General features: G+C 44.4%; 20 protein-coding genes. 8 read left to right on the top strand and 12 right to left on the bottom strand.

Annotated elements, in window-relative coordinates; genetic code table 11:
- The first annotated feature begins 116 nt into the window (after positions 1–116).
- From JNK13_02970 to JNK13_02955, 4 genes are all read left to right on the top strand, one after another.
- Positions 117–1046 carry a homocysteine S-methyltransferase family protein gene (locus tag JNK13_02970; GenBank protein MBL7661694.1) on the top strand — a complete coding sequence of 310 codons (930 nt, stop codon included), beginning with the start codon at positions 117–119 and terminating at the stop codon, positions 1044–1046.
- Positions 1047–1095: 49 nt separating this feature from the next.
- On the top strand, positions 1096–1371 hold the full coding sequence (locus tag JNK13_02965) for a hypothetical protein (GenBank protein ID MBL7661693.1): 276 nt from the start codon (positions 1096–1098) through the stop codon (positions 1369–1371).
- A gap of 87 nt (positions 1372–1458) precedes the next feature.
- On the top strand, positions 1459–2604 hold the full coding sequence (gene ispG, locus JNK13_02960) for a (E)-4-hydroxy-3-methylbut-2-enyl-diphosphate synthase (GenBank protein MBL7661692.1): 1146 nt from the start codon (positions 1459–1461) through the stop codon (positions 2602–2604).
- Between the two features lie 119 nt (positions 2605–2723).
- Complete coding sequence (locus JNK13_02955; GenBank protein MBL7661691.1) at positions 2724–5210, top strand: hypothetical protein; 2487 nt, start codon at positions 2724–2726, stop codon at positions 5208–5210.
- Between the two features lie 76 nt (positions 5211–5286).
- Here the strand turns inward: JNK13_02955 and JNK13_02950 are convergent, their stop codons facing one another.
- Entirely contained in the window at positions 5287–5655 is a 369-nt protein-coding gene (locus JNK13_02950) for a hypothetical protein (protein ID MBL7661690.1), read from the bottom strand.
- A gap of 420 nt (positions 5656–6075) precedes the next feature.
- Here JNK13_02950 and JNK13_02945 point away from each other — a divergent pair, with 420 nt between their 5' ends.
- A complete protein-coding gene (locus tag JNK13_02945) occupies positions 6076–6558 on the top strand; it encodes a prepilin-type N-terminal cleavage/methylation domain-containing protein (protein ID MBL7661689.1) in 483 nt (160 codons plus the stop codon).
- A 4-nt stretch (positions 6559–6562) separates the two neighbouring features.
- Here the strand turns inward: JNK13_02945 and JNK13_02940 are convergent, their stop codons facing one another.
- From JNK13_02940 to JNK13_02925, 4 genes are all read right to left on the bottom strand, one after another.
- Positions 6563–9361, bottom strand: a complete 2799-nt coding sequence (locus tag JNK13_02940) for a S8 family serine peptidase (protein MBL7661688.1) — start codon at positions 9359–9361, stop codon at positions 6563–6565.
- Between the two features lie 8 nt (positions 9362–9369).
- Complete coding sequence (locus JNK13_02935; GenBank protein MBL7661687.1) at positions 9370–10818, bottom strand: deoxyribodipyrimidine photo-lyase; 1449 nt, start codon at positions 10816–10818, stop codon at positions 9370–9372.
- A gap of 105 nt (positions 10819–10923) precedes the next feature.
- A complete protein-coding gene (locus JNK13_02930; GenBank protein ID MBL7661686.1) occupies positions 10924–11274 on the bottom strand; it encodes a hypothetical protein in 351 nt (116 codons plus the stop codon).
- A 165-nt stretch (positions 11275–11439) separates the two neighbouring features.
- Positions 11440–12549, bottom strand: coding sequence for an amino acid ABC transporter substrate-binding protein (locus JNK13_02925; protein MBL7661685.1), 1110 nt, complete (start codon positions 12547–12549; stop codon positions 11440–11442).
- 243 nt (positions 12550–12792) lie between these two features.
- Here JNK13_02925 and JNK13_02920 point away from each other — a divergent pair, with 243 nt between their 5' ends.
- Positions 12793–13386 (top strand): hypothetical protein, encoded by a 594-nt coding sequence (locus JNK13_02920; protein MBL7661684.1) that lies wholly within the window; start codon positions 12793–12795, stop codon positions 13384–13386.
- A gap of 229 nt (positions 13387–13615) precedes the next feature.
- Here the strand turns inward: JNK13_02920 and pdxH are convergent, their stop codons facing one another.
- From pdxH to JNK13_02895, 5 genes are all read right to left on the bottom strand, one after another.
- The gene (pdxH, locus tag JNK13_02915; protein ID MBL7661683.1) at positions 13616–14254 is read right to left on the bottom strand and encodes a pyridoxamine 5'-phosphate oxidase; all 639 of its coding nucleotides are present in this window, start codon (positions 14252–14254) and stop codon (positions 13616–13618) included.
- A complete protein-coding gene (locus JNK13_02910; protein ID MBL7661682.1) occupies positions 14226–15143 on the bottom strand; it encodes a DMT family transporter in 918 nt (305 codons plus the stop codon). Before JNK13_02910 ends, pdxH begins: the two co-directional genes overlap by 29 nt.
- A complete protein-coding gene (locus JNK13_02905; GenBank protein ID MBL7661681.1) occupies positions 15143–15457 on the bottom strand; it encodes a transcriptional regulator in 315 nt (104 codons plus the stop codon). Before JNK13_02905 ends, JNK13_02910 begins: the two co-directional genes overlap by 1 nt.
- Positions 15426–15695: a type II toxin-antitoxin system RelE/ParE family toxin gene (locus JNK13_02900; GenBank protein MBL7661680.1), complete on the bottom strand. Its 270-nt coding sequence runs from the start codon at positions 15693–15695 to the stop codon at positions 15426–15428. The genes JNK13_02905 and JNK13_02900 overlap by 32 nt, the downstream gene beginning before the upstream one ends.
- A 120-nt stretch (positions 15696–15815) precedes the next feature.
- A complete protein-coding gene (locus JNK13_02895) occupies positions 15816–17354 on the bottom strand; it encodes a YifB family Mg chelatase-like AAA ATPase (protein ID MBL7661679.1) in 1539 nt (512 codons plus the stop codon).
- A gap of 77 nt (positions 17355–17431) precedes the next feature.
- Between JNK13_02895 and JNK13_02890 the strand changes: the two genes are divergently transcribed.
- A complete protein-coding gene (locus tag JNK13_02890) occupies positions 17432–18349 on the top strand; it encodes a hypothetical protein (protein ID MBL7661678.1) in 918 nt (305 codons plus the stop codon).
- A gap of 9 nt (positions 18350–18358) precedes the next feature.
- Here JNK13_02890 and JNK13_02885 read toward each other — a convergent pair whose 3' ends face one another.
- A complete protein-coding gene (locus tag JNK13_02885; GenBank protein MBL7661677.1) occupies positions 18359–19024 on the bottom strand; it encodes a M48 family metalloprotease in 666 nt (221 codons plus the stop codon).
- A 177-nt stretch (positions 19025–19201) separates the two neighbouring features.
- The gene (locus JNK13_02880; GenBank protein MBL7661676.1) at positions 19202–19807 is read right to left on the bottom strand and encodes a hypothetical protein; all 606 of its coding nucleotides are present in this window, start codon (positions 19805–19807) and stop codon (positions 19202–19204) included.
- Between the two features lie 159 nt (positions 19808–19966).
- On the opposite strand from JNK13_02880, the gene JNK13_02875 reads away from it, so the two are divergent.
- Positions 19967–21391 (top strand): sigma-54-dependent Fis family transcriptional regulator, encoded by a 1425-nt coding sequence (locus tag JNK13_02875; protein MBL7661675.1) that lies wholly within the window; start codon positions 19967–19969, stop codon positions 21389–21391.
- Positions 21392–21564 lie beyond the last annotated feature (173 nt).

Raw genomic sequence — 21564 nt, 5'->3', positions numbered from 1 at the left:
TTTTGGGCCTACCTCCAGCTAGAAATGGAGATAGAACTGTAAGCAAATTACCCAAACAAATTCGACAAAGAACAAAAGGAAGCCTATATTTTAACTCATCTCTAAGGTGCAAGCAAATGTCTGAACTTTTTGGATTGATTCGATCCCGCAATATTGTGCTCACAGAAGGCGCCTTCTTTGACCGTTACAAAAGAATTCCTGGAGTTAAGTTTGATGATTTTGCCGGCCCCGGCTGTGGTCTATACGATCAAGCCTCGCGCCAAGTTATTCAAGAAATCCATGGCGAATACCTACAAATCGCCAGAGATCATCAGCTGCCAGCGTTATTACTAGCTGATACCTGGCGCGCCAACAGAGAGCGCACTAAAAAAAGTGGCTTACCAGAGACGATTAATCAAGACGCAGTAAACTTACTACTTACGCTCGAGCCGCAGAAAAATAACTTTTTTATTGCCGGACAAATCGGGCCGCGTGGCGATTGTTATTCTCCAGAGGTTGCCTTAACACGTGAAGAGTCTCGAGATTTCCATGAATGGCAGGTGCGTGAGTTAAGTCAGACTAAAATCGACATACTTTTGATCTCAACTTTCCCAGCCCTCGGCGAAGCCCAAGGCGTAGCTGACCTTGCAGCAAAATATTCAATTCCCTATCTAGTTAGTTTCGTGGTTCGTCGCGCCGGCACACTACTTGATGGGACGCCATTAGATCAGGCTTTTCGTGCAATTGAAGCAACTCAACCAGCTGGTCCAGTCGGCCTTTATTGCAATTGCACGCATCCACGAAATTTACTTGAAGCACTTGCTCGTTATCAGCCTGAAGTCGGTTTAAAAATCGCAGGCTTCCAGGGAAATGTTTCCCGTCTTGAGCCGGAGGAGTTTGCCACAAGTGATACGATTCAATCCGATGATTTTTCGGATTTTATTCAAGCAGTGTTAGAACTTCGTAAAAAATACAAAATCCCAATTATTGGTGGGTGTTGCGGCACTGATGGGAAACACCTCGCGCACATTGCGGAGGGGCTCAAGCAAAGCCCGGATATTGACTAAGTTCTTTTCTTAGTATATCTATCGGGAACTCAAAAACAAGGGGTAATATATGACTCGTACTATAATCGGTGGTTTGATTATTCTCTATTCATCGCTAACTGCTTTTACGATTGGAGCAGTGTATAGTGGCGCTCCACAAACTTCATTACTTCCACTCTTGTATCTTAATGCTTTTTTACTTTTTTCTTTTATCGCTTATATGGCAATGCGCATCACAAAGTCAGCGACAATTCGTCGTGCAGAAGCTCTACAGCGTAAACACATTCGCGATGTCTGGATTAAAGCTCCGGTGACAGGCAAGGGGCGCTATTCTTTATTCCAGTAGTCTGTAGCTAACGTGAAACCTCTTAAAAATCTATAAAAATAAGCTTTTTTTGTAGTACAGACTAGTTCGGTGCTAGTTACTAGTGTTATGTCAATTCAAGCAGTAACACCACGAAAAACCCGCGAAGTTAAGGTTGGATCAATCACCCTTGGTGGCCCTAACCGTATCGCCGTGCAAAGTATGTGCGCGACGAAAACAACAAACATTCCAGCTACCTTAGGTCAAATACGCCTACTCGAGAGTAGTGGAGCTGATATCATACGCATCGCAATTGATAGTCGTAACGACGTAAAAGCGCTCGAACAAATTCGCCAAGAGACAGCGGCAAATCTCGTTGTCGACTTGCAGGAAAGCTACCAACTTGCCAAAGAAGTAGCACCGTTTGTGCAAAAAATTCGCTATAACCCGGGGCATTTACACCATCATCAAAAAGGCGTTGCAGTTAGTGAGAAAGTAAAATTTTTAGCTGATGTCGCCGGCACACATGATTGCGCGATTCGCATTGGAGTAAATTTCGGCTCACTTGATCCTGAGCTTAAAAGTAGCACCGAGGATTCAATCGATGTGGCAGTGCGTTCAGCAGAAGAGCATTGTAATTTGCTTGAAAATTTGGGCTTCAAGCGCTTTGTTGTCTCACTTAAAAGTTCCAATCCGAATGCTGTCGTTGAAATTAATCGGCGTTTTGCGGCAAAACGTCCTGAGGTGCCACTGCATTTAGGCGTTACTGAGGCTGGGCTTTTACCTGATGGGGCGATTAAAACACGGATTGCTTTTGAACAGCTGATCCCGCAGGGCATCGGCGATACGGTGCGCGTTTCTTTAACTTTGCCCGATGCAGAAAAGAATCAGGAAATTGAAGTTGCGCGGGAGATTTTGCAAGACATTCAAGCGGGCCGCTTTCGCTCCGTGCCCAAATTCTTGGAAGGCAAGCTCAATGTGATTTCTTGCCCTTCTTGTTCGCGGGTTGAAAATGGAGCCTTTGTAAAACTGGCGATGGAAGTAAAGCGACTGACTGAGTCGCTGCAAGACCAGCAACTAACAATTGCAGTGATGGGCTGTCGCGTAAATGGTCCTGGAGAAACGGATGAGGCGGACTTTGGGCTTTGGTGTGGGCCAAAGTTTGTAAATCTTAAGCGCGGCCCAGAATTGATTGGCCAGTTTCCGTATGACGAAGTGATCGCTAAGTTACTGAAAGAAATAGATAAAAAGCTTAAGTCTGTTGATTTAACTTAAACTAGTCGATTCTTAAGGCACCATTGCAGAGAGTCTGCATCATAACTACTAGGAATAATTAGCTAAAGCTTCAATCTCAGGAGCTTTAGCATTGAGTTTAAGGAATGGAATTTGAAGTGATGAAACACTCATCACATTTACGATTAGTTGAGAAGCTTGATAGCCGAGCGGTCGGGAAGTCGCGCGGTCGGTTTCGTATTGCTGAACCGACAAGTCTCAGTGAGCCCGAACAGAAGCGCCTTAATTCGTTAATTGAAGAAATTGTTGCTGGCGAAAGTATCATCGCAGTGCAGCAAGGAGTTCGTTCCTGGGATTTAAGACCAATTGTAAACATCAGTGAAGAATCATGTCCGACGATGATTCGTTTCTTTGGACATGAGATGACACTTGCCCGTCAACTTTCCTCGGAAGCTGAAGAATTACTTGATGTGGTTGCTGGTATTGAACCACTCGCTCGCAGCGCTCAGATACTTGAGTGGGGCGTTGTCGGAGGGCAGCTCTGGTATCGCCGCCTGGTTGTCAACTCGACACTAGAAGAAGAAATTTTACGCGGAGAAAATATTACTTTTGCTGAGGCCAAACGCATTGCCTTGAGTTTGATTCGCAGTGTGGAAGCCTTGCATCGCGCAAAAGTTGTGCACGGGCACATCTGCTCGTCGAATGTTGCGCGCGGAGAAAATAATGAAATTTTCCTACTCGACCCTGGCATTGGTTACTTTTGTTTAACTGCCGCAAGGCAGCTTGGTTCTGCTGCGATTAGTGCCGATGAAGGCTTTGCGCCAGAAATTATTTCTGGTGCGCACGCAGAGGAATCCGCAGATATTTACGGTGTTGGTCGCGTCTTGTCGGATTTATTTGCGAATGTTCAAGATGAGCCTGACCCGCAAGCGATGAAGCCAATCCGCGAAGTCTTACGTGCAGTTGCCGACCCTAATCCGCTGCGACGACCGAGCTTGGCAAGTATTGTCGATGCCTGCAGTGACGGTAAGCGCTCTTTTAAAACCAGTTCTGCTTTGAAGGATGCCGTTACTCCAGAACCAGTAGTAGTCCCGGAACAAAAGTCGGTGCGTTCGAAAATTAAAGACGAGCCAGAAGCTGGCAGCGAACAGCGCGGAAGAGTTAAAGAATTAAATTTCGATGATCGCGTTAATGAGCAAGAGCCAGTTTGGCAAAAAGAACAAGCGGCGACTCCCAGCGCAGTGCAAGCCAAGCAACGCCTTAGCTCGAAAGCAATCTTAATCCCTGTCTTGGTTGTTGCTGCAATTTGCGCTGCGATTATGTGGTCACGTAGTGGAAGTAATTTTTCTGAGATTACTGCACAAGACTTGCAGAATCTTTGGTCCAGCAAGCGCCCTTCAATGGCCGCTACTGTTGCCGAAGTCGCCCTCTCGGATGCAGCGCTACATAATTATGCTGAGAATTTAATTATTAACTCTGTGCTCGAAGGACAAGAAGTTCCTAAGGGTGTAGAGAAGTCAATTATCCGGATTGCTTTTGATGAACGCTGGGAGCAAACACTACAGTCCTCCGATCGTCGTTTTGCCTTAACACTTGCCTTAAGTGGATTACTTGGCAATAAAACGCCGCGAGATGTGCCGGCGCTGGACCGTGTGCATCCGGCGATTGTTTTAGCGTTAACTGTTGCAGCAGGTAATAATGTCCAACCAATTTTGGCAAAAATTCCTGCAGAAGTTTTAATTGCATTACCGCCCCCGCTGGGCCCAGCCTTTCAGGAGCTTGCACGCTCGAATCCGCAGTTGACTTGTGGAGATCGTGAAGTGCAAACACTGGCAAAGTTGACGGCATATGGTATCGGGGATGCTGATCCGCTCGTGCAATATATTTCTGAGAATACAGAGACTCGTTTGCGCTCAATTGCACAAGTCTTCTCGCAAGATCCCGCACAGGCTCGCCGAGTATTAACGGTGATTCTATCGCACCCAAATTTGAGTGTGAATGACCCCTTTATTGCCTGGGCACGGACATGGCAAATTAGTGACTGGAAAGAGCTTAAGGTAAATGATCAGCTCTTTTTACTTGCCGGCATTCCCCCAGCCGACCCACTTAAAGCAGAAAATATCGGCAAGCTTTTTTCGCACCCCAGTGTGCAACTTCGCTCCTTAGCGATCGTCAAGTCACTAGAATCAATTGCTTTTGAGCATCCTGGCGCATATGAGGTTTTAAAATTTGTTCAGCAGGATGCAAAAATCTTAAACGCAAAACAACTTGTCGATCTTGCACGGCTGCTTGAAACCCCCAGTAAAGCAAATTCGGAATTGATTGATGCCTGGCTAGCAACAAAACCAGCACAGCAGATCTTAGAGATTTTGTTAATTTCAACTTCGGGAAATAAACAAGCAACGACTCTCGATTTTGAAATCTCGCGAACACTTCAAAAGCAAAATTGGGAACCAAAGCTTACTGAGTTGCAAAAACTCAGTGGTCACCCGGATCGCCTTACGCGATTCTTTGCATACACTAAGCTCTATAAACTTGAAGATCGAGAAACTGCAAAAGTCATTTTGTCTGAAGCGCTGAAACATGAAACTGATACTGAATTTAGAAAGCAGATTAGTTCAATGGTTAAGGAATTGGCCCGTAAATAACAATTGAATAAGAGAATTGAAAAGGTAATTTAAGAACCTTTGGCCCTGAGGTATCGCTACGACAGGGCCACGAAGTTCATGCATCTTCTTTCCTTTGCCAGACCAATGCAGGAGCGATGTAGAGTTTGGAAAGCCGAGTTCCGTATACTTCAACGATCTTCAATGCTAGCGCTGCGGCAACCGCGGCACGACCATCTAGCTGTCCTTTGAAGTTGATCTCGAAATCCACATCTTTTTCCAGGATAAACTTAGTGACTTCTCGTAGTATGTAGTCACCAAGTGGTTCCCCGTGTATCGGTCTGTGAGTTTCAGTCATGATCACCGGGTGTCCCCATACTGGGCTACGCATGATGATCGTGAAATGGTAGCAGTTTGATTCGTTGCCTTCGCAACTAATCGTCAGCGCCATTTCTGGCCGTAGTGGCTCTTCGTGTTGGCTAGACATTTTTTCTTCCTTTGTTGTGTCCTAGCTCGCGCCAGGCTTCAAATCTCGCTTTTCCGAGCTTGAGAACTCATTGACGAGGAAATTTGAAGTCTGACGCGAAGTGGATCCGCAGGGAAGAAAGTAGGAAAGAAACTAAAACCTTTAAAAACCTTAATTACCTTTCATCAATTCTTAAAGCTTATGCCAAGCTTTGAGAATTGATTCAAAGAGCTTTACCGATCTAATTGATTAAAAAGAGCAAGATGCGATTAATTTATATTGTTTTGATGCAAAATTAAATTGTTAGGTGTCAGAAAAATGCAGATCGAATAGTCGTTCGAACATGGAAACTCTAGTGACATAATGTAACCCCCGCCTAAGAGAATCTTGTAATATACTGATTCTACTCAAGATAAGTATGTCTGTTGACGATATCAAACGATGAACCGAAATATTAATCACAAAGGATTTACTCTGATCGAGCTACTTGTTTGTGTAGCTTGTATGGGCATTCTCAGTGCAATTGCATTTCCAGAAGTTGAAAAGTACCGCATACGTGCAAGAAACGCAGTGGCAGTGAGTAATATGAGGAATTTGATTAGTGCACAAGAAACATACTATGTAGATAATCACCGTTACGCACAACTTAGTTCTGACCATGCAGATACAACTCTTCAGAATGCAGGGTTAACACGGAATGATGACGTTATTCTAAGTTCATATTCTCCTGCAGCTACTCAATTTCAAGTTTTTTTCGGAAATTCTGTGCATGCTAAGGGATCTGCAGCATTCTCGGCCGTAAGTGGGCGCTATCACTGCTACTATTTTGACTCATCGAATGGTCTATTAACTGTTCAACCAGATACCCCTGGTGGCATGGGAGTAACGACTGAATGTGATTGGTCAGGAAGTACGGGAGGATAAAACCTTATCGCACTGTTGTTGAGACAATAAAATCGGGCTCGCCGGGAATTGCACTGGATCGCACCCGGAGAATTTCTCCGTATACAGAACCTGGCAAGGCAGTTGTCACTTTTACTAAGCCATAAGTATTTAAGGCAGTTCCAAAAGAACTTTCGTGCAGACCGAGATCGGTTGAACTGCGTGCCGGTAACGTGAGATTTCTCAAAGTGCTTCCGCCTGTCGGTAAAAATACTTCGACATCAGCAGAAACACTGGAAAGAGTTGTATTGGTTAATTTGAGCCAATTTGCTTCAGTGAGGAAGAGATTATATGAGCCGGAAGTTTCGTCGAAAAATGATTGCCTGGCAGGACTGCCATACATCGAGATGATTCGACCTGAGCTGTCACGGAAATAATACATACTTTGACTAATGACTGAGTTAGTCAAAGTAGGGCTAATCATTGCCGAGCCAGTGCGTTCAGTTCCTAAGAAATCGTTCATATTGATATGCACTTGCCCACGTGCGGGGAGATTCACTGGCCCACTAAAAAGAGAACTTCCAAGATTGTCACGCAAATCAAGATCTACGTTCTGTGAAGTTCCCGCTGTGTTGATGAGTTCAAGCCAGTTCTGAGCATTTAAAGTTGAGGAAATGGGAACAATCAATGCTTCTCCAGTGCCTGATCGCGCCTGTAATGGATGCGCGAAAACATAAGATGCGCCGTCAGATCCGTAACCATAGCGTGTGAGTTGAGCAAGATAAGGCGCGTCATTATCGGTTGGGACGATTTCAATCAGCCCAACATTATTTGCACCAGGGTTTACATGGCCACCTTGAATATCCTGACGACCCTTGGCGCTAAGTGCAATATTCTCTGTTAGCAAGAGTGTGCCATTCTGTAAATAATAGTTCACAGTAAAATTTTTCGAATCAGTAGATAAATTAATCACTGTGAGCCAGTTGGTAACTAGATTTGATTGGTCACCTGCGAAAAAACTAGGCTGGTAGGTATTGAAACTTACTGTTGTTGGTCCATAGATGGAATTGGTAAAAGGTGTGGTGAAGACGAAATCGTAGGCGCCGCTAGCCCAATTTTCTGTGCGATAAATCATTGCTCGTGCTTCAGCGCTACCGCTAAACACTATTTTTGCCAGTCCATAATTATCTGCTCGAAATCCACGCATGTCATTTAAAATTACATCTTGTTGTCCATGGGCGGACAGATTGAAGTTAACGCGCGAACAAAATGTCCCATCTTGGCGATATAGTGATACTGAAGCTGTTGTCGAGACGTTTGAGGGATTGGTTATTTCTAAGATATTTGTCATGCCTAAAAAGCCGTTCCAGGGAGTAAATACTGGGCTTTTTAGATCTGGGGCATAGCTACCACGGTCGCTTGGGTTTGATCCTTCAGTTAGCTCTTCACTGTCGATGACGCCATCTCCATCCGAGTCACCACCAGGTCTGTTCGGCGCATTGATTCCATCGTCGCCAATACCCGGGCAAGAAATCGATTCAAGTGCATGGTCGAGGTCAAGTATGCCTGGGCTTGCTACGAGTCCGCTGAGTGAGCTGAGTGGTTTATAATTCTCCAGTATGGCGTCACGGATTTCACTGATGCTAAGAGATGAATCATATGCCTTCAGCAAAGCGACTGCACCTGTTACAAATGGTGTGGCCATTGATGTGCCGCTTAGATACTGATAACTCGTCCCGCGGCGAGTGCTGCGAATATCTACACCTGGCGCAGCAATGTCTACTGAAGTGGCGCCATAGTTTGAAAAGCTAGCGCGATTGCCATTTTGATCGATTGCTGCAACTGAAATTATATTTGAAAGATCATACCCGGCCGGGTAAGTTGGGATCAGGTCATTATTGTTTGCTTCGTTACCGGCGGCAGCGATAAACATAATCCCTAGTGAACCAAGCGCTGCGATTGCATCTCGTTCGGTTGATGAGAAATCAGTGGAACCGAAAGATGCATTAACTGCGACAATGTTTTCACCACGTGTTTTTAGATCAATTACATATTGAATAGCTTGAATTTCATCAGCTATCGATCCCGTGCCCGTTGTGCCACTGATAAACTTAAGACCAAGTAGCGTAACATTCCAATTGACGCCAACAAGCCCAGTGCCATTATTGCCCACTGCTCCGATTGTTCCCGAAACATGCGTGCCATGGCTCGACGAAGCATCGTCATCGAGCGGGTTTCCGCTGCCAGTGATTGTATTAACTCCGTGGATATCGTCGATGTAGCCATTCCCATCATCGTCAGCGCCGTTTGATGTTTCAAGCGGATTCGTCCAAACATTTGCCGCTAAATCGGGATGAGTATAGTAAATTCCAGTGTCTAGAACTCCGACAATTACACTATTACTACCAGTCGTATAGTCCCAAGCTTCTAGCGCATCCACATCGACGTTGCTTGCTTGATTTAAGCCCCAGAGTGTTGAACTAAGATCGTTAGGAGTAAGAGAAGCTTTGCGGTAGCAGTTAGGTTCAATATATTCAAGCTCTCCTTGAGTTAAGACACTGCGCTTTCTTGCATTGGAGAGTGGGCGGTCACTTTTTGATAAATATAATCCGGGGAAGCGTGGATAGGATTTAAGTAATTTTTTAAACCCTAATTTTTTTACTACATTTTTAGCTTTGCGGTTTAAACTGCTGGTCGAGCGCAAATTTAGATTAGCGTCGCGTAATTTAAAAAGATATTCACCAGGGACTTGCCCATATTGGCAGGTTGATTGTGCAAGCACTGGAGTTACTGAACACAAGAATAGAATCATTACTGCAAAAAATAATTGTACTTTTGGACACATTGCGTTGATCACTTCCTAGCTTTTAATTCCTGATAGGCCTCGAGTGCATTATCTCTTTCCTCAGCATGATCGACAACTGGAAAAGGGTAATTCTGTCCGAGATAAACTTCAGCTTGTGTGAGCATTTCTGCACTTGCATTCCAGGGTTGATGTATAAATTTATTAGGCAGCTTAGCAATTTCTGGGATCCATTGTCTTACATAGTCCCCCTGAGGGTCGAATTTTTCACCCTGTATAACTGGGTTAAAGATTCGATAGTATGGCGCAGCATCGGCCCCCGAGCCGCTCACCCACTGCCAGCCGAGGGTGTTACTCGCTAGATCGGCATCAACTAATGTATCCCAAAACCATTTAGCTCCCTCGAGCCAATGAATCCGCAAATCTTTAACCAGAAATGAGCCGACAATCATGCGCACGCGGTTATGCATCCAGCCTGTATGCCAGAGTTCTCGCATCCCAGCATCGACTAGCGGATACCCCGTCAAGCCATTTTGCCATGCTACTAAGTGCTGAGGGTTTAGCTCCCAAGGAAAATTCAAGAATTCTTTTTTTAATGGAGTGTTTATCGTTTCTGGGAAGTGAAATAGTAGGTGGTAACCAAATTCTCTCCAGATTATTTCTTTGAGATATGTAATGATGCTTTCTGGATAGCGATTAATATCGGCTCCAAACAGTTCACGAATCATCAGAACAATCTCGCGGGGACTTATTTGCCCACTTTGCAAATAAGGTGATAGTCGCGATGTGCCCACTAAGTCCGGACGATTGCGGGTGGTTTGATATGTTTTGATTTTATCGGCAAGAAATTCCCTGACTAAGTTTTTCGGATTGTTGGGTGCTTTAACTGGCCAGACAGCATAAAATCTTTTGTCCCAGTCAATTTTAGGTAAAAGCTCAAGCTCTGTCAGTTTAACAGCGCTCACTACTCTGGTTGTAAATTTAGTTGCTGAATGCCTTACTTCAACTTGATTCAGTCGACTAAGGCAGTTTTTGGAAAACGGTGTATAGACTTGGTAAGGCTTGCCCGATGTATTTTGAATTTCCCAGGGTTCAAACAATAGTGAAGCATTAAAGCTCTCTACGCGCAGGCCGGTTTTTAAGAGAGTTTCCTTGAGTTTTGCATCATCTTCGATTTGATCAGGCTCGTAGCGTCGGTTCCAATAAACCGCGTCAATCTTGTGCTGCCCGATTAATGCTTGAATGATTTCTTGTGGGCGGCCAATCAAGTAGTTTAGCTTTGAGTCCAGCGACTTAAGCTCGCTGTCGAGGCGATCTAGGGCGTGGTGTAGCCACCATTTCGCCGCAGCGCCAAGTGCCCAATCGGTAGAACTTTGCTTGTCCCAAATAAATATTGGAATAATTGTTTCAGAGTTTGCAATCGCATGGGAGAGCGCTGGATTATCATCTACCCGAAGATCTCTACGAAACCAGACAAGCGCATTGCGATTTTTCGACATGCCCTAAGCTAGCATAGTCACAATAACTTGAACAAAAAGAAACTCCGGCCACTTATTTTAGTAAGCAGCCGGAGGCGGGTTGAGGAAGGTGAGGAAGATAACGGGTTAAGGAGAAATCATTAAGCTTGCTGCATATATTTTTCCATCATCAAGCTTCATTAGCCGCGCCGAAGCTCTTGCTCCGAAACGTAGTTCTCCAATAATTAATGTTTCATTATGAACTTCAAATTCTTCGCCCTCGATTGAATAGCGATATTTGGTTCCAGGATTTAAAATCCCTCGTAATAATTCTTTTGCGCGACGTTGTTCGTGTTTGACCACATAATTCACGCGACTTAGTGGCTTGGGAATTTCACGACCACTAATTACGTCACCGATCTTACTGAGCGGCACATTCAGCAGAATGGGAAGTTTTTTAACAATTCGTCGCATTGCTAGTGCTGAGCTCCTTTGCATCACTTTTTCCTCCTGCATCTCTCTTAACCCTGAAAACGTTGTCACTGTAGGTCTATATGCAGGAAGCGTGCCAAAGGTGGTTTAGTGGTTCGAATTAGATCTAAATGTTGTGAATCGGGTGCATCTAATTACGAGAAACTCGCAAAAAACGAATAGGAAGTTCCCCTAATGCTCCCGATCCGGCATTTTTTTCGTAGCCAAGTTCAAACTTGAAAACTTTTCAAATCTACCAGCTTGAGTTGTCATGAGTACTGCGCGATTTGTGACCAGCGCCCGCTTGCGTGTTGGAAGTAGGTGTTCCCCGGTTACTCCTTGATAGCTAAAAGTTGCACTAGAGTCTTCCAGTTTTATTCCGGCTGACAGAGCAAGCGCTAAAAACATCACTGCATCATAACCATGCGCAGCAAAAACTCGAGGTTTGGCATTAAATTTTGCGATAAATTTCTGGTCAAACGCTTGATCATAGTCTGGGTATGCCGCAAAGCTATTACGAAAGCGAGAAGGGTCTCGTGCTAAGTCAAAAGCTTGATCGAGGTGTTGCACGGTTAAGATTCTCGGGTTTGATTTTAAACGTGCTAGCTCGCGGGTGAAAAGATCTAATCCTTGGTAATCAGCAATGATATAAACCAGCTCTGGATTATATTGCTTGACTTTAAGTGCTGCGGTTTTGAGCGTATCGCTGTAACTTTCTAATAAAATCTCTGCTGAGAAGGAAAGTGCGAGCTTGTATTGTTCGGCAAGTGATTTCACAAGCTCGGCATGTGCCACGGCAAAGGGATGTTGGGCATAGATCAGGGCGTATGCTTGTGGCTTGGTAGCAAGAATAAAATCTCTCAAGACTTCTTTTTCTGCTGCTAGTGTTAAAGCGTTAGTAAAGACGAAAGGATTTTTCTTAGTTTCTTCGGATAGAAATTCAACAGCATTTGTTGGCGTGAGAAAAGGAATTTGATGCTTGAGCGCCAGTGGATAAGCAACTTCTGCTAGATAATCCCAAGTTCCCCCGACAATTGCAGAAACTTTGTCCTGAGTTGCAAGTTTTGTAAATGCCGTTGCGACACGTTTAGTTTCCGTGGCGTCATCTTCAACTACTAGTTCTAGATTAATGCCTTTTTGCTTCAAATCATCAACGGCAAGTTCTGCTCCTGCGAGCCAGTTCTTGCCTTGTTCGCCGGCTGGCCCAGAGAGACTGGCGATGATGCCGATTTTTAGAGCCCCCGTATCGGCGTATGACTTTGAAGTGCTTGCGCACAAGAAAAGTAAAAAAAATATGATCACGTAGATTATTTCACTGAACATACTGAGTATTATGTCACTGATACACCTAGTAACCAGGCTGGATTTTTTCATAAAATAGGGTATAACTTTTAAGTCAATTCTGCTCTTTCTCATGGTTATCTTGAGTTCATTATCTTCATTCCTTTGAGCATAGAGAAGTGTTCAAAGGAATGAAAGGGTTCAGGTTACTAACGCATACATAGTCATTATCGTTTAGCGCGTGATTCTTAAAAGATAACGACTATGTATGACATCAATTCACCAGAGCGAGAAAGTCAGTCATTTTTAAGTCCATTCTCACTTGCTGATCTGGAGGTAATTGGCGAACTATTAGCTCGCTTCTGGAAAAGGCAGTACGTCAAGTTGTTACACCGCTTCAATCCAAAGGTCTACTCTGTTGTTTGCGTTATCGAGGGGCAGAGTTTTAACGAAGGGCGCGATGTAACGGGTGGCAGCTATCTTGTGATCTCTGCGCGCAAGTTTTCGATTCGAAGAGAACTAAAGCGGCGACAGATCGTCCCACTCGTGATTTTGCAATCGCATCTCTGGCTTCGCAAGTTCAAACTTGCTTTCCAGATTTTCGGTTGTAAGAATCAGCGCGAGCTTAATCAATGGTTTGATGCTTCTGTATGGACAACGTACGAGATAACGCGTGAATATTGTCCGCTTTCTGCTGAGATGCAAGCATTTATGTTCTATCGGGGCATTAGCTGCGATGTAGAGATCACTACTCCTAGGAATCTCGAGTTCTTGGCTCTCTGGAAGCAACGGAGAAAAAAATTGCTGCCTGCGTGTAGTTGTGGAAATTGCAGACAAAGGTTTTGGGGGCTTGTGTAGCTAAGCTACTTGAGCCCCTCCCTTTAAAACCCTTTCATTCCTTATTAAGGTCTGTCGCGAAACTAATTTTCTACTGCGAACCGCATATTTTGGCTGTGACTACGTCAGGGGCCCCAAAAAAATCTTGCGACGTGTCGCAGGCTTACACGCCTCAGATTTTTTTGACCCTTCCTTGTCTCGCTCAAAATCTGCAATTCTCGTCACGAAATTTAGTTTCGCGACAGACCCATTAAGGAGAAATTCTAGATTTTTTCCAGGTTTTACCTGATCGAGAAAATACAATCCTATCATGTAAGCGATTTTCTCTACCTTGCCAAAACTCAATTGAGCGCGGCTTAATTAGATAGCCACCCCAGTATGGTGGGCAGGGGATTTTGCGGTCCTGAAATGCTTGTTCCAGAGTTTTTAGATTCTGCTCCAGAACCTTGCGCGAACTAACTTGATCGCTTTGGCTTGATGCCCAGGCACTAAGTTGAGCATCGCGTGGTCGGGCTGCAAAATATGCTTGATTCTCCTTGCTGCTCAGCTTTGTAATTGATCCTTCAATGCGAACTTGCCTTTCCAGGAGTGGCCAGAAAAAGGTTGTGGCAACATAGGGGTTTTTCTTTAATTCTTGACCTTTCCGACTTTCATAATTCGTGAAAAATACAAACCCACGTTGGCTGAACTCCTTGAGTAGTACCACTCGACTAGCAGGGCGACGAAATTTGTCGACAGATGACAAAACCATGGCGTTTGGATCCTTGGGATGAGTTTTGCAGGCAGCGCGTAGCCACTTTTCAAAAAGCTTTAAAGGGTCGTCACCGGAAGAATTCTCATCCAGCGACCCGACTCGATATTCATAACGGAGTTTGTGTAGGTGTTTCATCTGCAGTGCTTAGTAGATACGTGCCAATTGCTAAAGGAATAATTGCTGCAATCTGATACCATGTGCTGGTGTGATCGAGAAAGAAATACATCAAGATCAAGGTAAAAAGAGCAGAGCTACAATGTAGTGCCAAGTTAATCGAAATCGGAATTAAATTAATCGATTCAATAAATGCTACTTTTTCTATGCCCATCAAGACGATTCCCTGAAAGAGTAATAGTGGCAAGATTTCGCTAATACTGGAAATCTCTATACTGCCTTCTAGATAGTGTGAAAGTAGCAGCAAAATGCTACCGGCAATTAAACTGCGCATGAACATCAGATGTATTGCCGAGGTTACCTTACGCGCCTCCTTGATCAAATTATTAACAAATGGAGGCAGTAAGGTAGCGCCGACTAGGGCCGCCTCGACCAGCCAAGACTTGGCTGGGTTTGACCACCCGGGGATGAGGACAAATAGTGCGCCGCTAATCATCACCAAGGCACCGATTATTTCTCTGGATGATAGAGTTTCATGTCCGAGATAGCGCAGAATCAAAATGCTGAAAGGAATTTCCATTAAAATTAAAATTGCCACATTCCCAGGATTTGTTTGATTGCTGGCCCAGTAAATCAGAGCGTAATAGCTAACTCCGATAAACAGTGAGGCCCCGACCATAGCCCGCCAGGTCTGAGTGAAATAAAATTTATCCCAGGATTTTTTGACTGTAATAATGATCGCAAAAAATAGCGCGGCAATTAATGTGCTTAATGCAGTTGTTGCCAGTGGTTTTAGTGTCGTAGTTAAAACCATTGTCGTGATCGGGAAAATGCCCCAAAGTAACGCCCCAATAAAACCCAGCGTTAAGCCTAATTTTTTTTGACTTTTATCGGTAGCGGGATCGGACATTAGGCAGCTTTGGACTTTGGTTTAAATGAGACTTCAAATCCCAGCTTGTTTAGCACTAAATGTAAGCTATTGAGACGTGGATTCCCTCGTTTCGAGAGCATGTAGTATAAATTTTCACGGTTTAGTTCGGTTTCATTGGCAAGTTCTTTAAACCCGCCATTAGCTTCAACCACATCTTTAATGCCAAGCAGAAATGCGTCTGTACCTTCTTCGTAACAGGCAGTTAAATATCCAGCAGCGTAATTCATATTTTTAAGTTTTTTTAGCAAAACTTCTTGATAATCAATAGATTTGGCTTGTTTTTTCCGTTTCATACTCTGACCAATTTTTTCTTGCTTTTTTGATATCCCTTGACTGTGTACTTTTGTCGCCTCTGATAAGCAGAACAATAATTTCGTTTTCGTCTAGGCCAAAATATATCCTATATCCTGGACCTATATGTAGTCGTAATTCGTAAAGGCTTTTACCGATCTTTTTAAAATCCCCTAAATTACCGGTTCTTGCGCGAGTTAGTCTTGCATCAATTCTTTGTTCTAAGTTTTCGTCATTCAAGTTCTGCATCTAATCAAGAAATGGAGCTTTTGAATTTTGATTAACAAAGACTCGAACAATTTTAGGACCAATCTTTATCATTGTAGTTTATATCCGACAGTCACGCAAGTCTAATCTTAACTATCCTTCAAAGTGATTTGGTAGCCGATAGGATAGGGCCTCTTCAAGATGTGTGATTTGAATCTGTCGTGAGTGAGCTAAATCAGCAATTGTGCGAGCGACTTTCAGTACCCGCGTATAACTTCTTGCGCTTAAGGAAAAGCGCTCTGCCGCCGCAAGTAAAACTTCCTGGCTTTGTTGATCGAGTAGGCAGTGCATGCGCGCTTCGTTGCTACGTAGATGCGCATTGAGGCGCAGTCCCGTGTCAAAGCGTTTAGCCTGAACTGCGCGGGCCGCTTGAATGCGCTTGAGCGCAGTATGATGTTCAACCGCAGGCTTCTCCTTGCTCGTCGTTACTTCTGATAATTTTGCTAAGGGCAATTGTGGAGTCCAAACGTGTAGGTCGATGCGGTCCAATAATGGTCCAGAAAGTTTATTGAGATAACGCGTAATCATGCCTGCATCACACTTGCAGGCACGTGGCAGAGTGTAGCGCTTGCCACAGGGGCAAGGGTTCATCGCTGCCACAAGAATAAAGTCAGCCGGGAATTCAAGTTTACCATTTGCCCGACTGATTGTGATTTTTTTGTTCTCCAGCGGTTCGCGAAGTGACTCAAGAACCGAGCGCGGGTATTCGGGAAATTCATCGAGGAATAACACCCCACGATGTGCTAAGGAAATTTCACCTGGCGTAGGAATACTTCCACCGCCAATTAGACCAACTAGACTGGTAGAGTGATGAGGAAATCGGAAAGGTCGAGTTGTTTTTAATGCAACTTCAGAGCTGATGTCGCGTTTTGCGAGCTCATGAATTTGTGTGACCTCAATTGCTTCTGCTGTTGCCAACTCGGGCAAGAGATAAGGCAGACGCTTAGCGAGCATTGTTTTTCCTGCGCCAGGTGGGCCGACCATCAATAAGTTGTGCCCACCTGCTGCGCAAATCTCCAAAGCACGCTTCGCACTATGCTGACCAATTACATCATCAAGTAGTAACTCTTCTTTGTTTGCTAAGCGGCTTGTCATAACAGTGTCGGGTTCTGCTAGTTCAACTTCTCCTCGTAAATAGTGAATCGCCTGCTCCAGTGAAGTTACAGCGCGCACAGGCACATTCCCTGCCAGGGCAGCCAAGCTAGCTGTTTGCGAAGGTAGCACTATTTCCCTGAAATTCTCTGATTGTGCGTAATTGGAAACCGCGAAAGCTCCCGGGATTGGTTTGAGGCTGCCGTCTAAGCCCAGTTCGCCAAGAATTAGTATTCGCTCGAGCACTTTTGTTTCGAGCTGTCCTTCAGCGCAAAGAATTGAAAGCGCAATTGGTAAGTCAAAAGCTGCACCTGCTTTTGGTACGGACGCCGGAGATAGGGAGACAATTACTTCCCGCGTGGGAAAACTAAATCCACTATTCTCAATCGCGCAGCGAATACGGTCTTTTGACTCTTTGACAACCCCGTCGGGAAGGCCAACGATAGAAAACCGCCTCAAATTACCAAAAATCTGGGCTTCAACGCGCACCCCGATTGCTTCGATTCCTAGTAAAGCGGCACAATTTGCTGCTGCAACCACGAAAATATCCTCCTTACCTATGATTATAAAATCCTCAGTTCTATTTTCGGCCGCTTTTGGGTAAAGTGTGCCTGGTTATGAAGAATAATTTTTACTTTTTAATTCTAACTTTGATTTTATTGGGTAATTTGCGAGTTCCGGCGACTTCAGCAGAAGTACTGACCGAGCTAAACCAAGAAGGTGTGCAGATTACTGTGAGTCATGAGGCAGATTATCGCTATCAGATTAGCGCAAAGCTAGACGATGGCCAGCCTTTCCAGGCGAAATTTGCGACTGTCGGCGGCCCAACTGCGGGACTGATTCTCGATGTCTTTGGTAGGCGTATTTATCGGCGCAAACGGATTGATGTTGGGCTAAAAAATCTCGAGCGTGTGCGGCTTGGAGTTCATGCTGATAAACTACGTAGTGTTTTTGATTTTCCCAGCGCAAAAAATATTGAGCTCGGCGAAGTTTCGCAAGTGGCCAATCAGTATACTCTGACATTCACACTGCTTGACGTAGATCCCAAGCTCGAGCAGGAAAAACTTGCAGAAGCCCCGGTGGAAGTTGAACAGGTGATTAAACCCCTCGAAGAAGATTCCGCTCCAGCAGTGTCTGCCACAGCGCAAACTACAGAGCCCCAAGTTGATCTTGCTACAACAACTAAAATGCTCGCTGAGACAAGTCCAGAGACACCACGCATCAAGGGCATGCGTTTTAAGAAAACTGAAAAAGGTGAAATGGCAGCAGTGATTACTTGTGTGGGTCTTTCGACTTTTAGATTTGTGAAAAAACCGGACGCCGTATACGAACTCGACGTTTCTGGACTTGCTGTTCCCGCCCAGGTGCTTAACCGCCCATTCTATCCACCAGGACCACCCGCAGGCCTTCAATATATGCAAGCGGAACTGCTAACTGATGGAAGTACGAGATTTAAATTCGGTGTGGACCCCGAAGTCATTCTCCAACCAGTGCGGCGCGACCAGGAGATTTGGATTGAAGTCCGAGCACGCTAGGGCAACTTACTATTTCAATCTAAGGGGTAGAAGCTCTTGTGCCAGAGCGGCGATGCGGTGATCTAGAGTTGGGTGATTTGCAGTCGGTGAATTTGTTGCTTCATCGTGGATGTTTGCCAGGAGCTTAGCACCGGCACTTGTATCAAATCCGCGTTGTTCTAGATAAAACTTAGCGTCGCTATCGGCTTGTAACTCCCAGTTACGGTGAGTTTTTGAAATATGTAGCCGCTGGGATTCAGTTAACATCGCCAAAGGCAATTCTGGTGCGAAGTGATCGCGTACAATATGTGAAAGTTCATGCGTGAGCACAAAAGCTAATTCAGAAGTGCTAGAAATTGTTTCCAAAATAGCTTGAGGGAGAATAATTTGTGCAGACCCCTCTTCGGCACTGTTGGCAGGCATTGCAAATGCGTTGACTGGGCCTGAGTTCATGACTTTTAGTTTGATGCTGATTGCGGGTAGTAGCGGTTCAGTAATTTCAAGTTCAGCAATCGAATCTTGATTTGATTTATTTTCAATCCATTTAAATTTAGAATTGGGAAATAGATTAGTGACTGTTCGAGAGATGATCGCAGCCCAAGGGTTTTCTTTGTCGAGTTGGAAATGATTGCCAGTTGTGGGGCTTGCAAACGCAAGCTCACTAACTGCTCCAAGAAAAGCGCTGGCGATAAACAACTTGAAAAAAAACTGCCGAAAAAACAACTTAAAAACCTCAACCCAGCGGTAATTCCGCTAGCCTTATTTACCTTATGCCTGGCAACTATTCCGCCGTGGCATAAACCCTCTAATTGTAAAAACGGCTTATTTTCGAGAGATCTTGAGAGTTTTTAGACTGGGAAGTGGTGAAAATGGCTAAACTTTAGGCAAATCAGCCAAATTTAGTGATTTTAGTAGATCTGTGACTAGGGCATAAACCTGCAGATCGCGCTCTGCTAACAGTGGTCTCACGTAAGGAGTAAGCGGTTTTCGTGATTCAAATCTAAGCCCTTCCATCAGTTCGCGAATTTCATCAGCGCGGAGGGGTTCTTCTAAATTTTTTGCCGCATCCTCACGTTGCTTGATAGCCAGCGCAAGACCTTTCTCTAAACTCTCAGTTCCAGGTGGTTTAGGAAATCCCTTTGTGCTGAGTCGGCCCAGTGCTTCTTCTAGATCGCCATTTTCAACTAAACGCACGAGTTCAAGATATTTCTGCAAAGTTAAATCCGAAAAATCCAAGATGTAAGCGTATTCTCTCTTCTGTGTGATTTTGTCGAAACTTTTGTAAGCTTTTAAGTCGTTATTGAATCTCTGAATTAGCAGCGCATTGCTGTATCCGCGGGCCGCAACACTAGCGAGATAGAGTGCAGTTAAAATCATTATGATCGAGAAGCAAGCAACAATCTTCGGGATCGCATCTCGAAACTTAGAGTGTTCAAACTCGAGCTGATCTGAAAACTCGTTAGAAGTTGCATCTGTCATGGAGGTTAATTTCGGCAGAATCTAGTAAAAAACTTAAATAAAAATCGCTAAACTATTGATTTCATTAGAGGCAAAAGGGCTAACCTATTTATTTTGCAGCGAATTTACCTGGCAGAGCATCTTAACCCTAGAGCCGCGTTAGGATTTATTGCCAGGTCTATGACAGTTCCAGCAGAACGAAAAAACATTTTGATAGTTGATGATGAGCCGACAATTCGGGAGTCCCTCAAGTTAATCCTCAGCCGCAATTTCAAAGTCGTCGAAAAAACTAGCGGGGAAGAGGTGCTCGACTATTTCAATCAAAACTCTCTTAACGTTCCAGATTTAGTGTTGATGGATGTAGTTATGCCCGGGATTAACGGTGTTGAACTACTGGGTAAGGTCAAAGAGCTACATCCGCGTCTACCAGTAATTATGTTAAGCGCTAACCGCACAGTTAAGACTGCGGTTGAGGCGATGAAGTGCGGCGCAATTGACTATTTGAATAAGCCTTTTGATGTTGATGAATTACTGACTTTAATTGATCAAACTTTAACCAAAAGCCACTTTGCTCTGGCCGAAGGGTCTGCGCAGCAAACTGCTTTGTCCCATACGCGTGTAAATGCAGCCGAAGCAGGACCGGGCATTGTCGGGCAGAGTCAAGCAATCCAGTCGCTCTATCAACGCATCAATCAGGTTTCAGCACATGATGTTACAGTATTGATTACCGGGGAATCTGGTTCAGGGAAGGAGCTAATTGCGCAAGAAATTCATCGCAGGAGCCCGCGTGCTAACCAGCCTTTTGTTGCAATTAACTGTGCAGCAATCCCAGAAACACTAATCGAGTCAGAACTTTTTGGTCATGAGAAGGGTGCTTTTACCCATGCAGGAGAAAAGCGCTTGGGACATTTTGAGCTTGCAAACGGCGGCACGTTATTTCTCGACGAAATCGGAGAACTGAGAATGCAAGTTCAGGTAAAAATGTTACGCTTCCTCCAGGAGCAAGAATTTTACAGAGTAGGCAGCTCCAAACCGACTAAAGTAAATGTTCGTGTCATTGCTGCAACAAATTCCGATCTAGAAAAAAATATTGCCCAAGGGAAATTTCGCGAGGATTTATTCTATCGAATTAATGTTGTGCCGATTCAGGCACCAACGCTGAGAAGTCATCCCGAAGATATTGCCAATTTATTTGAGTATTTTGTGCAAAAATTTTCGAAACATTACCCCAATAAAAGTTTGAACTTAACAAGCGAGGCTTTAAACGCACTTAAAGCATATCCCTGGCCGGGGAATGTGCGAGAATTGGAAAATATGGTGGAGAGTCTTTTGGCACTTTCAACTCAGGCGGAAGTTCATGTGACGGATTTACCGAGCCGCTTTCTAGCGCATGAAGTGCATCACGATATCAATCAGCAGGTCCTTGAAGGGCGTATTGGCTTTGAAGAGGCTGAGGCTAAGTTTGAGCGTGATTTAATTGTCAAGGCGCTACAAAAAAGTGATTTTATTCAAACTCGTGCTGCGGAGATACTGGGCATTAGTCGACGTATTCTCAAGTATAAAATGGACAAGCTCGGGATTATTACGCCGGATGATGCTTCATAGAGAAGTCGCTTTACCTGAGAAATTTTTATTTACGCATAGATCTATGGTCTTTTAATATTTATCTCAACAAATCAATTAGTTAATAACCTTGTTCCAATTTGCGGGCATTTGTTCGCATAAATCCTAACATAAAATTAATTGTTACTAGACCTTCGAAAGCTTGACACGGGGGG

It is taken from the genome of bacterium, from assembly GCA_016786595.1.
In the GTDB taxonomy this organism is placed as follows: Bacteria; Bdellovibrionota_C; UBA2361; order SZUA-149; family JAEUWB01; genus JAEUWB01.
Note: the sequence above shows the minus strand (reverse complement) of the source record. Positions and strands in the feature narration are given on the sequence as shown.

Coding starts and splice junctions, on each gene's coding strand:
- JNK13_02970 (MBL7661694.1), top strand. CDS start 117: ATGTCTGAACTTTTTGGATTGATTCGATCCCGCAATATTGTGCTCACA.
- JNK13_02965 (MBL7661693.1), top strand. CDS start 1,096: ATGACTCGTACTATAATCGGTGGTTTGATTATTCTCTATTCATCGCTA.
- ispG (MBL7661692.1), top strand. CDS start 1,459: ATGTCAATTCAAGCAGTAACACCACGAAAAACCCGCGAAGTTAAGGTT.
- JNK13_02955 (MBL7661691.1), top strand. CDS start 2,724: ATGAAACACTCATCACATTTACGATTAGTTGAGAAGCTTGATAGCCGA.
- JNK13_02950 (MBL7661690.1), bottom strand. CDS start 5,655: ATGTCTAGCCAACACGAAGAGCCACTACGGCCAGAAATGGCGCTGACG.
- JNK13_02945 (MBL7661689.1), top strand. CDS start 6,076: ATGAACCGAAATATTAATCACAAAGGATTTACTCTGATCGAGCTACTT.
- JNK13_02940 (MBL7661688.1), bottom strand. CDS start 9,361: ATGTGTCCAAAAGTACAATTATTTTTTGCAGTAATGATTCTATTCTTG.
- JNK13_02935 (MBL7661687.1), bottom strand. CDS start 10,818: ATGTCGAAAAATCGCAATGCGCTTGTCTGGTTTCGTAGAGATCTTCGG.
- JNK13_02930 (MBL7661686.1), bottom strand. CDS start 11,274: ATGCAAAGGAGCTCAGCACTAGCAATGCGACGAATTGTTAAAAAACTT.
- JNK13_02920 (MBL7661684.1), top strand. CDS start 12,793: ATGTATGACATCAATTCACCAGAGCGAGAAAGTCAGTCATTTTTAAGT.
- pdxH (MBL7661683.1), bottom strand. CDS start 14,254: ATGAAACACCTACACAAACTCCGTTATGAATATCGAGTCGGGTCGCTG.
- JNK13_02910 (MBL7661682.1), bottom strand. CDS start 15,143: ATGTCCGATCCCGCTACCGATAAAAGTCAAAAAAAATTAGGCTTAACG.
- JNK13_02905 (MBL7661681.1), bottom strand. CDS start 15,457: ATGAAACGGAAAAAACAAGCCAAATCTATTGATTATCAAGAAGTTTTG.
- JNK13_02890 (MBL7661678.1), top strand. CDS start 17,432: ATGAAGAATAATTTTTACTTTTTAATTCTAACTTTGATTTTATTGGGT.
- JNK13_02880 (MBL7661676.1), bottom strand. CDS start 19,807: ATGACAGATGCAACTTCTAACGAGTTTTCAGATCAGCTCGAGTTTGAA.
- JNK13_02875 (MBL7661675.1), top strand. CDS start 19,967: ATGACAGTTCCAGCAGAACGAAAAAACATTTTGATAGTTGATGATGAG.